Here is a 13,869-nt window from a genome sequence, read left to right on the forward strand (position 1 = left end):
ATGACCGCTCCCGCAGCTATCGAGCCGGAGTCACCGCTCGCCCGCGTCTCCGACCTGCACGTTGATTTCCGGTCGCGCGGCATCACCCACTCAGCCGTCCGCGGCGTCTCGTTCGACGTGTGGCCCGGGCGCGTGCACGCGCTCGTCGGGGAGTCGGGATCGGGCAAGAGTGTCTCGGCGCGCTCACTCGTCGGGCTGAACGGGCGCGACGCGCGCGTTCGGGCCCAGGAGCTGTCGTACCGGGGCAACGATGTGCTGCGATTCGGCGCGCACCACTGGAGCGCGGTGCGGGGCAAGCAGGTCGGACTCGTGCTGCAAGACGCGCTGCAGTCGCTCGACCCGCTGCGCACCGTCGGAAAGGAGGTGGCCGAGGCGCTCGGCGACACCAGCCTCGTGCTGAGCGCGCAGCGACGAGCGCAGATCGCAGCACTGCTCGCCAGCGTCGGCATCACCGACCCCGAGAGTCGCATCGACCAGCACTCGTTCCAGCTCTCGGGCGGGCTGCGCCAGCGCGTGCTCATCGCGACCGCGATCGCCCGGCAACCGCGACTCATCATCGCCGACGAGCCCACCACCGCGCTCGACACCACGATTCAGCGCGAAATCCTCGAGCTGATGCGCACCGCCGTGCGTGACGAGGTGGGGCTGCTCTTGATCAGTCATGATCTCTCGCTCGTCGCCGAGATCGCCGACACCGTGTCGGTGCTCGAGAACGGCGTCGTCGTCGAGGCGGGAGAGACCGCCGAGGTGCTCGGCGACCCGCGCCACCCCTACACGCAGAAGCTATTGCTGGCAGTGCCGACCGCGGAGGCGCGCGGGCGCCGGCTGTCGCCGGGTGTAAGCGATACGACGGCGGGCGCGGCAGCGGTAGCGGATCCGGGACCCGCCACCGGCACAGCGACGCTGCTGCGTGGTGACCGCCTCTCGGTCGCGTTCCCGACCGGCACCGGGGGGCGCCGCGTCGCCCTCGACGAGGTCTCGTTCGAGCTGCGCGCAGGGGAGACGCTCGGCGTCGTCGGCGAATCGGGGTCGGGCAAGACGACACTGCTGCGCACCATTCTCGGGCTGCAGCGCCCCGACTCCGGCACCGTTGAGCTCGACGGCGCACCCTGGGCACCGCTCGCCGAGCGAGCCAGGCGCGACCGCCGCCACGAGTTGCAGCTCGTGCCGCAGGATCCGCTCGGCTCCTTCGACCCGCGCTACACCGCCCTCCGCCTCATCTCCGATGGAGCGCGCGTCTCCGGATTGCGCGGCGCCTCAGCTCGTGCCCGCGCCGCCGAACTCGGCGACGCGGTCGGACTTTCGACCCGCATGCTCGCCGCCTCGCCGCGGAACCTGTCGGGCGGACAACGGCAACGCGTCGCGATCGCTCGTGCCCTCGCCGCCGACCCCCGCATCCTCGTCTGCGACGAGCCGGTCTCGGCGCTCGACGTCTCGGTGCAGGCGCAGGTGCTCGACCTGCTGCACGACGTGCGCCGCGACTTCGGCACCTCCGTGGTGTTCGTCTCGCACGACCTCGGCGTCATTTATCACGTGTCCGATCGCGTGCTCGTGCTGAAAGACGGGCAGGTCGTCGAGACCGGCGATGTCGTCGACATCTACCAAGACCCGCAACACCCGTACACCCGTCGTCTGCTCGATGCCGTGCCGAAGCTCGGCCGCGCTCGAGAGCGCACTCACTCAGCGGTGTGAGCGACTCGGCCTCGCCCGAATCGCCTCGCCCGCATCACATCACCCTGGAAAGGAAGTCATGTCTGACCCAACCGAATTCGAGATCACGCCTGAGCGCCGTTCCCGGCGCGGGCTGATCATCGGCGGCTCGATCGCCGTGGTCGCCGCGCTCGCGGTCGGCGCCATCATCGTCACGCAGCAGGGATCCTCCGCCGACGCCGCAGAGGCATCGAGCGAGCCGCACGCCGGCGGATCCATTACCTACGCCGTCGGCTCGACGACCGACACGCTCGACCCGTCGCTCTCCCCGGGCAACTCGTGGATCACGGGCCAGGTCGTCGACTCTCTCGTCTTTCAGAACGACGACTACACGTTCGCGCCCTGGCTCGCGAAGAGCTGGGACATTTCGGATGACGGCACCGAGTACACCTTCCATCTCCGCGACGACGTCACCTTCAGCGACGGCACGCCGCTCAACGCGGAGGCCGTCAAGGTCAACTTCGACCGCATCGCGAACCCCGACACCCTGTCGTCGTATGCGAAGTCGCTGCTCGGGCCATACGTCTCGACCGAAGTCGTCGATGAATTCACCGCGAAGGTGACGCTCAGCGAGCCACTCACCTCGTTCTTGCAGGGGCTGAGTCTGCCCTACCTCGGCATCCAATCACCGAAGTACCTTGAGGAAGCCGGCGCCGATACGGCGAACTCGGTCATCGGATCGGGCCCCTACGTGCTCTCCGATCTCACCCCCGGCCAGTCGTGGACGCTCGAGAAGCGCGACGACTACGCGTGGGCGCCCGAGCCCAAAGACCACGGCGCCGCCTATCTCGACCAGGTCACCTTCTCGTACGTGCCCGAGTCGTCGGTGCGCGTGAACGGCGTGGCCTCGGGGGAGTTCGACCTCATCAATAACGTCACCTACTCGCAGTACGACACCCTCGAGAACACCGACGGGGTCACGTTCACCGACTATCAGCCGGGCGGCGTGGGCAATGGCCTCGCGCTCAACCTCAAGTCGGGAATCTTCGCCGACAAGAACGTGCGCACCGCGTTCCAGAGCTCGTTCGACGTCGAGACCCTCATCGACTCCACCTTCTACGGGGCCGTCAAGGCGCAGACCGGCGGCGCGTTCACGCCGAACTCGCAGTACTACGACGCCGAGGTCGGCAAGCTGTACGGCTATGACATCGAGCGGGCCAATCAGCTGCTCGACGACGCGGGGTGGTCGAAGAAGAACGCTGACGGCATTCGAGAGAAAGACGGTAAGACGCTCACCGTGCGCCTGCTCTCGTTCCCGGAGCCCTCGCAAGACGTGCTGAATCTCGTCCAGGCACTGCAGCAGGCGGGCCTCGAAGCGGGTTGGGATATCCAGTACGAACAGCTCGACCGTGCGATCTGGAATGAGCGCATCAATGCCGGCGACTACGACGTGCAGATCCACAGCTACTTCCGCGCCGAAGCCGATATCGCCCGCACCGTCTGGGCGCAGGAGTTCGTGCCGCCGTGGGGGTACAGCTTCTCGTGGCCGACCGACGACAAGCTCGAGACGCTGCTCAACGAGGGCGCCGAGACGCCCGACGGTGACGAGCGCGAGCAGATCTACCACGACATCCAGGCGTACGTGATCACCGAGGGCCTTGAGCTGCCGCTGTACCCGATCTCGCGCCCCTACGCCTACGGAGACGACATTGATGGCTTGAAGCTCGGCGGCGCCGCGATTCCCTACGTCTACGACCTCTGGAAGGACGCCGACGCGTAATGCGTCGGGGGCCTGATCCGGCACCATCACCACACCATCGCACCACCGAAAGGAACTGAACATGCCAGTACTCGGAAAGACCGGACTCGACGTCTTCGGACTGCAGCTCGGCGGCAACCCCTTCGGCCACACCGCCGATGAGGAGACCTCGCACGCGATCCTTGACCGCTACCGCGAGGTCGGCGGAAACTTCATCGACACGGCAGACGTGTACTCGGCGTGGATCGAGGGCAACTCGGGCGGAGAGTCCGAGCGCATCATCGGCAGCTGGCTCGCGCAGCGCGGGCACCGCGACGAGCAGATCATCGCGACGAAGGTCGGCGCGCTCGAGCCCTACCGCACGTACACTCCCGAGAACATTCGTGCGGCGCTCGACGCGTCCCTGCAGCGTCTGCAGACGGACTACGTCGACGTGCTCTACCTGCACCGCGACGACGAGGAGACGCCGCTCGAGCAGCCGCTCGAAACCCTGCACGAGCTGGTGCAGGCAGGGAAGGTGCGCTACATCGGCGCCTCGAACTTCTCGACCGAGCGCCTGCAACGCGCACTCGAGATCTCGCGCGAGCACGGGTGGAGCGAGTTCACCGTGATCCAAGACGAATACAGCCTCGTCAACCGCGAGCCCTACGAACGCGGCACCCGTGACGTGGCGAGCGAGCACGGGCTCGTGAACCTGCCGTTCCGATCGCTCGCCAAGGGATTCCTGGCCGGCAAGTACCGCCCCGGTCAGGAGTTCGAGGCCAGCACCCACTCGGGCGTCGCCACCTCGTACCTCGCCGAGTACGGGGAGACCCTGTTGCCGGTGCTCGACGAGCTCGCCGCACGCTACGACACCACGCAGGCCGCGGTCGGGCTCGCCTGGGTCGCGGCGCAGCCGACCATCGCGGTACCGCTCGCCGGAGCGCGCACCCTGGAGCAGCTGGAGCAGCTGCTGCCCGTCGCGCAGCTCACCCTCGACGCCGCCGACGTCGAGCGGCTCAGCCGCATCACCGAACTGCAGCCGGTCGCGTGAGCGGATCGCCGGTGGGTACCTCGACCGTGGCCGAGGGCACTGCGGCGGCGAGCGGAGTGCAGACTCCGCTCGCCGCCCGGGTCGAGGCGCTGTATCCCGAGCTCTTCGCGTTCTTCGCAGACCTGCACCGCCACCCCGAAGTGGGGCACCAGGAGTTCCGCACGACGGACCGGATCGCCGAGGCGCTCGTCGGTACCGGCTTCGAGGTGCGCCGCCCCGAGGGGGCGACCGGGCTCGTCGCAGTGCTGCGCAACGGGGACGGGCCGGCGGTGGCGTTGCGGGCCGACATCGACGCGCTGCCGATTCGCGAGGCGAGCGGGGTGGCGTACGCAAGCGAGACGGCGAGTGGTGCGGGAGGCGCGAGCTTGGTCGGAGGCGTCGGCGCCCCGGCGATGCACGCCTGCGGGCACGACTTCAACACGACGGCGCTGCTCGCCACCGCGCAACTGCTCTCGGGTGACCTCGGTGCCTGGAGCGGCACCGTCGTGCTGATCGCCCAACCCGCCGAAGAGCTCGGCAACGGTGCGCGCCGCATCCGCGACTCGGGGGTGCTCGAGGGGCTGCCGCGCCCGGACATCGTGCTCGGGCAGCACACGGGCGCCCGCCCGCCCGCGCTCTTCACCAGCCGACCCGGCACGTACATGGCGGCTGTGCGCGCCTGGAACATCACCGCCCGTGGACCCGGCGGTCACGGGTCGGTGCCGCACCTCACCGTGAACCCGCTGCTGTTCGCGGCGCAGCTCGTCTCGCGGCTGCACGCGATCCCGGCGACCGTGCTCTCGACCGAGGAGCGCGCCGTGGTCGTGCCGACCGTGGTGCGCGGCGGCACGGAGGCCAACATCATCCCTGACGAGGTGACGATCACGGTTGCCGCGCGGGCCTTCGACGCGGAGGTGCTGGATCGCATCGAGCGGGAGATCCTGCGCATCACCGAGGGGCTCGCCGCCACCGAAGGCTTGACGGAGTTCGTCATCGACCAGCACCGCACCTTCCCCCTCAACGTGAACGATCCAGACGCGCTCGACGCTGCAGTGCAGGCGCTCGAGGCGGAGTTCGGTGCGGGGAGCTACGCCGAGATTCCCGCGATTCTCGGCGCCGAGGATTTCGGCGAGTTCGCGACCTACTGGGGCGCCCCATCGGCGTACTGGCACTTCGACGCGGGGGTGTCGCCCGACGCCGCCCACCCCGACGAGGCGCGGCGCGGGCACTCGCCGACGTTTGCGCCCGACCCCGAGGTGGGGCTGCGGCGCGGAGCCCGGGCGCTCACCGCGGTGGCACTGCGCTTTCTCGGCGCGGGCTCGCGCTGAACGGGAGGGTTGCCGGCGTCGGGAGTCGGCAACCCGCCCGCCGGTCGCGTCGGCGTTCTTAGAAGACCATCGGGCGGTCGTACTCGTCTTCGAAGGTGCCGCCGAGTAGATCGACATCGATCTCGCAGACGACGGGCACGTGGTCGCTCGGGGCGTCGCCCTTGCGCTCCTCGCGTTCGATCGTCGCGCCGGTCACCGCGTCGGCGAAGGCGGGGGAGCCCATGATGAAGTCGATGCGCATGCCCTGGTCTTTCGGGAATTTGCCCGCCTGGTAATCCCAGAACGTAAAGCCCTCGGGCACGATGGGGCGCACCACGTCGGTGACGAGCTCCTCGAAGGAGGCGAACATCGAGCGCTCTTCGGGGGACACGTGCGTCGACGCGCCGACCCGGAACGACGGGTCGGCCATGTCGCTGTCGAATGGCGCGATGTTCCAGTCGCCCATCAATGCGATCGGCAGCTGGGGATCCTCATCGAGCCACGCCCGCGTGTCTTCGCGCAGCGCCTCCAACCAGGCGAGCTTGTACGCGAAATGGGGGTCGTCGAGCGAGCGGCCGTTGGGCACGTAGAGGCTCCAGAGGCGCAAATCGCCCACGGTGACGCCCAGCGCGCGGGCCTCGAGCGGCAGGCCGTTGGGGCCGGTGCCCTGCACGTCTTCCTGGCCCTTGACGGGCTTGCCGAAGCCAGGCATCTCCGCGAATTCGCGCGCAACGTCGGTCATCTCGTGGCGGCTCGCGATGGCGACGCCGTTCCACTGATTGAGGCCGTGGATTTCGACGGTGTACCCCGCCTGTTCAAACGCCTCGATCGGAAACTGATCGGGTCGGCACTTGATCTCTTGCATCGCGAGCACATCGATGTCTTCGCGAACGAGCCAGTCGACCACCCGGCCGAATCGAGTGCGGATCGAATTGACGTTCCAGGTGGCGATGCGCATGCCCGAAAGCCTACCGGCCGCGGCACGACGGGATTTGGACGATGGTCCGAAGTTGGTGCTCAGAGTGGATACACTGGAGAACACGATTCCCGCTGGGGAGGAGGTCGGTACATGACTGCTGCAGAACCGAGTCCGAACCTGCCGTCCGTCGCGGTGCCGCGTTCACGCATCGGGGAAGTCGTCACGGCGGCCCGCGAAGCCGGAATGTTCGTCACACTGCTCGGCGATTCGGGCAACGGCAAGGCGTACCTCGCCGAGCGCGCTGCTGAGGAGATCGCCGCTGACGAGCCGGCGACGTCGGTGCATGTGTTCTCCCGTGCCCCACAGCCCGGCGACGGCCTGATGTCGGTGTTCAGCGCTGAGACGGTGCCGTCCGGTATCGGCGGGGAGACGTGGGACGGATCACCCGTTGATAGCCAACTCGCCGTGCAGGTATTGGAGCGCGATCTTCGGGGCCGATACCCCGAGCGATCGGTGGTGCTCGTTGCGCTGAACGTCGATGAATATACGCCTCATGACCTCAGTATTCTCGACGCGCTTGCGCGCTCGCGGCGTTACCGAATCATCGCCACGGCGCGCAAACTCACGAGCGGGCTCGAACGCATCGGTCTGAGTACTCAGGTGCGACGCATTTCCGTGGCGCCGCTCGAACTCGACGAGGCGGGTTCATTCCTCGCCTCACTGCTCGGCGTCGACACCATCGACTCGGGCACGTTGCGACGCTGGTACGACGCATCGCGCGGCAACGGGTACGCGCTCGCGGTCATCGCGCTCGCCGCCGACCGCAACGGCGAACTCAAGCGCAGTCGAGGCACGGCCTGGGTGGCGTCGCGAGACGAGTTCATTACCGGTGACTACGCCGAAATGCTCGCATCGACGTGCACCGCTGAAGAATGGCGTGCGCTCGAATTCATCGCGCAAGCCGAGCCGGTCGTCGAAACCGTGCTGCTGCGAGGCATCGACGCCGCTGTGCTCACCATGCTCTTCGAGCGCGGCCTCGTGATCTCCCGCTCTCGTGGCGGCGGTTCATCGTTGGAGACCGGTCATTCCCTGCTCGGCGCATCGATTCGCGCAGGGATGTCGCCGGTGCGTCGTATCGAGTTGAACGATCGGCTGTACGAACTGCTGAGTGATGACCCGGGCATGCACGACCCGCGTTTCGACATCGAACGGCTCACCCGCATCGTGGTGTTCGGCGTCGCTGCCGATCGGAAGGTGCCGTTCGAGTGGCTCTGGAGCGCATTTGAAGCCATGGTGCACGGCGGCGACCCGCGGCTCATGCTGCGTCTCGCTCAGGTGATCGCCTACCGCAGCGAGGCGAGTGGAATGCAGGCCGGTTCGGCGGCGCTGCACGCCCTGCGCCTCAGTCGGTTGCTCGGCGAAGACGCAGCTCGCATGCGCATCGTCGATCGAGTCACCGAGATTCTCGCCGTCGCCGAATTGGTGGAGCAGATGCCCGACACGCTGGCGATCTCACTGCACTCGACGCTGCTGCGCGAGCGCGTGCGCGATGGGGCCGATGCCGAGACCGCACTCGAAGAGCTCGATGCGCTTCGCGCTGCGTACCCGACGGGTCAGGCCACGGAGATGATCGATGCGACCCGCGTGCATCTGCTCGCGCACACGGGCCGTCTGCGCGAGGCCGCCGAGGTGTTGCCACCCGAACGGATCTCACAAGATCTGCGCACGGAGTGGGTGCGCGCCCCGAGCAGAGCACTCTCTGCGCTGATTCTGGAGCAGCAGGGGGCGCTGGACGAGGCCGTGCAGAGCACGTCGCACTCGCGCACCCTCAATCAGCTCGGCCCTCGCTCTCGCGGCGACATGGTCGATCTGCAAGGGTTCGCCTGGCTGATGGGCTTTTGGACGAATGGCAGTCGCGAGAGTGCACGACGCGTCTACGACGGTCTGGTCAATGAGACGGCAACCGATGTGCATGGCGAGTCGCAGCACTCGGGTCTCGTTGAGACCTGCGGAGTGCTGCTGAGCGTGCAAGAGGGGCGCTGGTCGGAAGCGGTGCTCGCCGCCGAGCAGCAACTGAACCGATTCGCGCAGAGCGACCCCTATGGGCTTGCGCCTCTGCTGCAAGCCGCGCTTGCGCTTGCGCTCGCGGTTCTGGGTGAGCGTGATGCGGCGATCCGAGCAATCGTCGCCTCGGAATACCCGGGCCCTGGGCTTGCCATGGTGCTGAGCGGGCACCGACGCGTTCTTGCTCTGCGCGCGCGTCACTGGCTGCGCGACCCGACCACCGCCGATGAAGCCATACGTTTGGCCGAGTGGGCGGCGAAGGAGCACTTGCCGTTCATCGAGCTGCTCGCCCGACACTTACACGCCGTCGAAACCGGCTCCGTGAGCACCAGCGGGCTCGAACGCGCGCACGAGCTCGCCGAGCACGTCGACGACGACCTCGCCAGCGCGTTCATCGCTCACCTCGTGCGCATCGGGCGCGGAGTCACCGGTCGGCCGTCGGAATCCGATGAGCCCGATATCCGCCTGCTCGCCAACCTCGGCGTGTGGATTCCGATCACCCCGGGCCCGAACCTCACCCAGCGCGAACGCGAGATCGTGCTGCTCGCCGGGCTCGGGCATACGAGCCGCTTCATCGCGGAGCGACTCACGATCTCGCCGCGCACAGTCGAAACGCATCTTTCGAACGCCTTCCGCAAGATCGGCGTCGAGAATCGTGACGAACTGCAGGAGTGGATGCTGCGCAACCGGGCGTCGATGCACTCCGACAAGCGTTGACACTTCGCGCATCGTTTGCGAACCTGGTACCCGTCTCCAGGACTCGCCCAGACGCGTCGAGTACATTGAATCGTTATTGTCGGGAGCGAGTCGCGCGACCCGTGTGACTCTCGGGAAGCTGAATGATGAAGAAACCTGCTGCAACGCTCGAACGCCAGTCGTTCGTGCGACACGGCAAGCTGCGTCGTTCGAGCGCATGGGGCAACGCGCTTCGCGTGCTCGTCACCGCTGCAATCGTTGTGGGTCTCAGCGGTGTCGCCACCGCGGCCTACGCGGTGTGGGGCCTCGTACAGAACATCGACACCGTTGATCTCGGCAACGAGGCCGACGGAGTGGGTGTCGGCGATCAGGCGCTCGATGGAGAGCTCACCGTACTGCTCGTCGGCTCGGATTCGCGCGCCGGGCAGTCGGCGATCGAAGACGGCGAAGAAGGCGAACTGAACGACGTCACGATGCTGCTGCACGTGTCGGCGGATCACCAGAACGCGACCGTCGTGAGTTTCCCACGTGACCTGATGCTCGCGATTCCGGCGTGCACCGGGCCCAACGGTGAAGAGTACTCCGCCATGAGCGAGCAGCAGCTGAACTCTACGCTCTCGGAAGGGCTGCCCTGCGTCGCCTCGACCATCAGCGAACTCACCGGTATGGATGTGCCGAACGCCGCCCTCATCACCTTCGATGGGGTCGTCGGGGTATCGAACGCGATCGGCGGCGTCGACGTGTGCCTGGCCCAGCCGATCCAAGACGAGTACACCGACCTCGATCTGGCCGCGGGCGAGAATACGCTGGTCGGTGTGGAGGCGCTGCAGTTCCTCCGCACGCGCCACGGCGTCGGCAACGGTGGAGACACCAGTCGCATCAGCAATCAGCAGGTCTTCATGTCGGCGCTCGTGCAGAAGCTGAAGAGCGCAGACACACTCTCAGACCCGGTGAAGGTCTATGGCCTGGCGAAGGCAGCGGTCGAGAATATGACCCTCTCGAAGGGAATGGCGAGTGTGCAGTTCATGCAGCAGGTTGCCAACACGGTGAAGGACATCGACCTGTCGCACATCAACTTCGTGCAGTACCCGTCGTTCGACCACCCCTACCAAGAGGGGCGCTTGACTCCCGACTACGCGAGCGGTGACGCGCTGTTCGAACTCATCAAGGCTGGTCAGCCATTCTCGGTCGACAGCTTGGGCGAGGGGGTCGAAGTCGAGGGCGAAACCGCTGCGGACGCTGCGGCTGCCGCCGACGGCACGGGTACCGCGGCCGACGGCACGACGATTGATCCGACCACGGGTCTGCCGATCGACCCCAATACGGGCCTGCCTGTCGACGACTCGAGCGCGGCAGCCGACGGCGCCGCCCCCGTCGACGATTCGAGTGCGGGGGCAACTGGCGCCGTCGATGACTCGAGCGGTACCGCCGACGGCACCGGCGCGAGCGGAACCACAGACGGTACCGGCACCGCGCTCTCAGACAATGTCACGGGTGTCACCGCCGACAAGTCGATCTGTTCAGCCGGCCGCACGGTCTACTGATCGGGAATCGGTGTGTATTGCCGCCGCGCGCAGTGATCCACCCCGATTTCCACCGGGCCGCATCCTCCGGTTAGAATGGGTGACGTTGTTCGCGTATGGAGACGTGCCGGAGCGGCCGAACGGACTTCACTGCTAATGAAGGGTCGGGGTTAACTCGACCGGGGGTTCAAATCCCCCCGTCTCCGCCAGTCGAACAACACAAAAAGCCCCTGCTTCGGTGGGGGCTTTTTGCTGTGCAGGTGTGCGGGGTGGCGAGGCCGGGGCGCCGGCTTCAGCCGCGGCGCCGAGCGCACCGGTTTCTCGCGAGCGCATGTGTAATTTGTTGGTGCATTCGCGCATCACCGGTGCGCTCGGCGCGGGCGCAGGCGCAGAGCAGGCGCGGATCGGCTCGGCGCGGGCGCAGGGCAGGCGCAGGGCAGGCGCAGGGCAGGCGCGGCTCGGAGGGCACGCCGCCACCGGCGGTGTGTCCCGCCGTTAGATGCGCGGCAACCCGTGCTCGAGATACCCCTCGTTCCAGGCCATGCGGGCGAGGTCGAACTGCGAGTGCACCGGTATCCCGGATGCGGCATACTTCGCGCGCACCCGGTCGACGTACTGCTTCGCGGTCTCCCGCCCGATGCCCATGGACGCTGCCGTGGCCGCGAGCGACAGGCCCGACGCATAGAGCTCGAGCGCGCGCACCTCTTGCTGACTGAGTTTGGGCCGGTCGGGGTGCAGAAAGGGGGCGTGAGCGAGCGCCTCGGTGCGCCAGTGATCTCCGCGCAGCGTGGCGTCGATCGCCGACAGCACCGTCGCGGGAGTATCGTGCTTGCTGACTGCGTTGACGGCGTCGATCGCGAGCACGCGCTGCACCTGCTGCGGGTTCGAGAACGCGGAGCACACGAGCACTCGGATGCGCGACGCGAGCAGGCCGCGCACGAACTCGATCTCCACGTCGGAGCCGCGTTCGACGCGGAGATCGAGGATCGCGAGGTGCGGGCGGTGCTCGACCGGGCACACGTCGAGCCATGCGGCGAATTCAGCCGCGGTCTCGACGCTGCATATGGTGCGGTGGCGACCGGAGCCGGCCAGCAGGTGCACCAGTCCGATGCGCTGCAGTCGATGGTCTTCGATGACCGCAACGCGGGGCAGGGAAGTGCGGACCGTTGCGCCTGTCTCGTCAGCGTGGGCCGCCGACTGCGTGATCACCCGGACCGCTGGGCGCGCGCCCGGTGCGTCTCGAGCGCAATGACTGCGACGACGACGCAGATCGCCGAACCGACGACGGTCACGACCGGCAGGAGTGCGCAGGCAAGCACGGCGAGTGCCATGATGACGAACACGGTCGATGCGAGCGCCGAGAGTCGGGTGCGCAGCAGGATCAGCCAGACGACGATCATGAAGACCGCCACGGGCACTGCGAGCGCGAGCGATGCCGTCGAAGCGTGCAGGTGCTCGGACGCATGCGACAGCAGGTCGAGCTCGACCTCGATGCCGGCCGAGATCGCGCCGACGGCCGCGAAGAGCAGGTAGTGCGCGTACCCGAAGCCGAAGCCGGTGCGCGCGGAGTCGAGGCGGTCGCCGTACTCGTGCGAGAAGTACATCCACCAGACCCCCGCGGCGAGCACGAGCCCTGCGGCGGCAAGACCGATGATGCCCTCGATGTGCTCGCCCTCGTTGATCGCGTCGATGATTGCGTTCGCCGAGGCGAGCAGGCTCTCGCCGAGCAGAATCAATACGAACAGGCTGTAGCGCTCGGCGATATGGTGCGGGTGCCACGGCGTATTGCGTGAGCGTTCCGCCCACACGGGCACCAGTATCTCGAGCAGCATTGCGGGCCAGAAGGTCCAGAACTGCACGTCTGGCGGGAACGCGATGCGCACGAGCCAGAGCGCCTGCACGACGACGATGCCGATCGCATAGCGCGCCGCGACCGACCGGAGCTGCGGATCCGACACTGCGAGACGCACCCATTGGGCGACCATGGCGAGCCGCATGATCACATAGCCCCAGGTGACCGTCGCCCAGTCGCCCTCGGCCATGGCGTCGTGCACGCCTGCGGCGAGCACGAGCACGCCGCCCATCTGCACAATCGTCGTGATGCGGTAGAGCCAGTCGTCGGTGTCGAAGGCCGAGGCGAACCAGGTGAAGTTCATCCACGCCCACCAGATCGCGAAGAAGATCATGGCGTATGAGAGCGTGGTGCTTGCCGCGTGCCCCTCGACGATGCCGTGATGGAGATTCTGCGAGGCCTGGGAGATAGCGATGACGAAGACGAGGTCGAAGAACAGTTCGAGCGGACTCGCGACTCGGTGGTGCTCGTGCGGGTCGCGGCCCGACATGCGTACCAGGCCGAAGCGGCCGAGCAGTGCCGACGTCATGCGTGCGGCGGGATCTGGAACGATGCGACCCGGTTGCCGACGAGCGTGACGAACGCCGTCGATTCTCCGGTGAAGACCCGGCTGACCCAGGAGAATCGGATCTCGGTGACATCGCCCTCGGTGTCGGCCTCCAGCACGGTCATCCGGGCCCCGGCGCCGATGGCGTCCGAGTGCGCCCACTGGCGCACTCCCTCGGGGCCGCGCAGCACGCGACCCCAGTCGTCGACGAATCCGTCAGCCGTGAACGCTGCGACGAATGCCTCGACATCAGCGGTATTGATCGCATCGACGACGCGTTGCACCGCCGCAGGAATCTGGGTGTCGCTCATGGCGGGCTCCTTCTGCTTCGAGCCGGCTGCTCAGTGGGCCGGGATCCTCATCATAAGTTCGCACCTCGCAGGAACCAGCGCCCCGGTGATGCCGAGATCGCAGGTGACCCCGCTGCGGGGGTCACACGTGATCGAGCGAATGCGAGGCGGCGCTGCCACTGTCGGGGGTCTGCGATAGTCTCCCGTCAGGATGAACCACCGAGGCCCATCCCTGACCTCCAGAGATCGA

10 protein-coding genes and 1 tRNA gene are annotated in these 13,869 nt (G+C 67.3%); 7 read left to right on the top strand and 4 right to left on the bottom strand.

What is annotated here, in order from left to right; translation table 11 throughout:
* The 4 genes from ACZF5Y_RS01740 (at position 1) to ACZF5Y_RS01755 (ending at position 5,749) form a co-directional block, all read left to right on the top strand.
* Positions 1–1,692: a dipeptide ABC transporter ATP-binding protein gene (locus ACZF5Y_RS01740; RefSeq protein ID WP_497534113.1), complete on the top strand. Its 1,692-nt coding sequence runs from the start codon at positions 1–3 to the stop codon at positions 1,690–1,692.
* A gap of 58 nt (positions 1,693–1,750) precedes the next feature.
* Positions 1,751–3,430, top strand: coding sequence for an ABC transporter substrate-binding protein (locus tag ACZF5Y_RS01745; protein WP_497534114.1), 1,680 nt, complete (start codon positions 1,751–1,753; stop codon positions 3,428–3,430).
* Between the two features lie 61 nt (positions 3,431–3,491).
* Entirely contained in the window at positions 3,492–4,442 is a 951-nt protein-coding gene (locus ACZF5Y_RS01750) for an aldo/keto reductase (RefSeq protein ID WP_497534115.1), read from the top strand.
* 11 nt (positions 4,443–4,453) lie between these two features.
* Entirely contained in the window at positions 4,454–5,749 is a 1,296-nt protein-coding gene (locus ACZF5Y_RS01755) for a M20 metallopeptidase family protein (protein ID WP_497534116.1), read from the top strand.
* A gap of 58 nt (positions 5,750–5,807) precedes the next feature.
* Here the strand turns inward: ACZF5Y_RS01755 and ACZF5Y_RS01760 are convergent, their stop codons facing one another.
* A complete protein-coding gene (locus ACZF5Y_RS01760) occupies positions 5,808–6,686 on the bottom strand; it encodes an exodeoxyribonuclease III (RefSeq protein ID WP_497534117.1) in 879 nt (292 codons plus the stop codon).
* Between the two features lie 111 nt (positions 6,687–6,797).
* Here ACZF5Y_RS01760 and ACZF5Y_RS01765 point away from each other — a divergent pair, with 111 nt between their 5' ends.
* The 3 genes from ACZF5Y_RS01765 to ACZF5Y_RS01775 all read left to right on the top strand — a co-directional run bounded on the left by ACZF5Y_RS01765 (position 6,798) and on the right by ACZF5Y_RS01775 (position 11,139).
* Positions 6,798–9,428: a LuxR C-terminal-related transcriptional regulator gene (locus ACZF5Y_RS01765; protein WP_497534118.1), complete on the top strand. Its 2,631-nt coding sequence runs from the start codon at positions 6,798–6,800 to the stop codon at positions 9,426–9,428.
* Positions 9,429–9,550: 122 nt separating this feature from the next.
* Positions 9,551–10,951 carry an LCP family protein gene (locus ACZF5Y_RS01770; RefSeq protein ID WP_497534119.1) on the top strand — a complete coding sequence of 467 codons (1,401 nt, stop codon included), beginning with the start codon at positions 9,551–9,553 and terminating at the stop codon, positions 10,949–10,951.
* A 97-nt stretch (positions 10,952–11,048) separates the two neighbouring features.
* Positions 11,049–11,139: transfer RNA gene (locus ACZF5Y_RS01775), tRNA-Ser, on the top strand.
* 286 nt (positions 11,140–11,425) lie between these two features.
* Here the strand turns inward: ACZF5Y_RS01775 and ACZF5Y_RS01780 are convergent.
* Genes ACZF5Y_RS01780 through ACZF5Y_RS01790 form a run of 3 tightly spaced genes read right to left on the bottom strand, consistent with a single transcriptional unit; the run spans position 11,426 to position 13,640 of the window.
* Positions 11,426–12,139, bottom strand: coding sequence for a response regulator (locus ACZF5Y_RS01780; protein ID WP_497534120.1), 714 nt, complete (start codon positions 12,137–12,139; stop codon positions 11,426–11,428).
* Positions 12,136–13,311, bottom strand: coding sequence for a low temperature requirement protein A (locus ACZF5Y_RS01785; RefSeq protein WP_497534121.1), 1,176 nt, complete (start codon positions 13,309–13,311; stop codon positions 12,136–12,138). The genes ACZF5Y_RS01780 and ACZF5Y_RS01785 overlap by 4 nt, the downstream gene beginning before the upstream one ends.
* On the bottom strand, positions 13,308–13,640 hold the full coding sequence (locus ACZF5Y_RS01790) for a nuclear transport factor 2-like protein (RefSeq protein ID WP_497534122.1): 333 nt from the start codon (positions 13,638–13,640) through the stop codon (positions 13,308–13,310). The genes ACZF5Y_RS01785 and ACZF5Y_RS01790 overlap by 4 nt, the downstream gene beginning before the upstream one ends.
* Positions 13,641–13,869 lie beyond the last annotated feature (229 nt).

Source organism: Leucobacter sp. WKLB1, from assembly GCF_059696215.1.

What these genes read in the sequence shown, in the direction of transcription:
- ACZF5Y_RS01760 (WP_497534117.1), bottom strand. Translation starts at nt 6,686, where the DNA reads ATGCGCATCGCCACCTGGAACGTCAATTCGATCCGCACTCGATTCGGC.
- ACZF5Y_RS01740 (WP_497534113.1), top strand. Translation starts at nt 1, where the DNA reads ATGACCGCTCCCGCAGCTATCGAGCCGGAGTCACCGCTCGCCCGCGTC.
- ACZF5Y_RS01745 (WP_497534114.1), top strand. Translation starts at nt 1,751, where the DNA reads ATGTCTGACCCAACCGAATTCGAGATCACGCCTGAGCGCCGTTCCCGG.
- ACZF5Y_RS01790 (WP_497534122.1), bottom strand. Translation starts at nt 13,640, where the DNA reads ATGAGCGACACCCAGATTCCTGCGGCGGTGCAACGCGTCGTCGATGCG.
- ACZF5Y_RS01770 (WP_497534119.1), top strand. Translation starts at nt 9,551, where the DNA reads ATGATGAAGAAACCTGCTGCAACGCTCGAACGCCAGTCGTTCGTGCGA.
- ACZF5Y_RS01765 (WP_497534118.1), top strand. Translation starts at nt 6,798, where the DNA reads ATGACTGCTGCAGAACCGAGTCCGAACCTGCCGTCCGTCGCGGTGCCG.
- ACZF5Y_RS01785 (WP_497534121.1), bottom strand. Translation starts at nt 13,311, where the DNA reads ATGACGTCGGCACTGCTCGGCCGCTTCGGCCTGGTACGCATGTCGGGC.
- ACZF5Y_RS01750 (WP_497534115.1), top strand. Translation starts at nt 3,492, where the DNA reads ATGCCAGTACTCGGAAAGACCGGACTCGACGTCTTCGGACTGCAGCTC.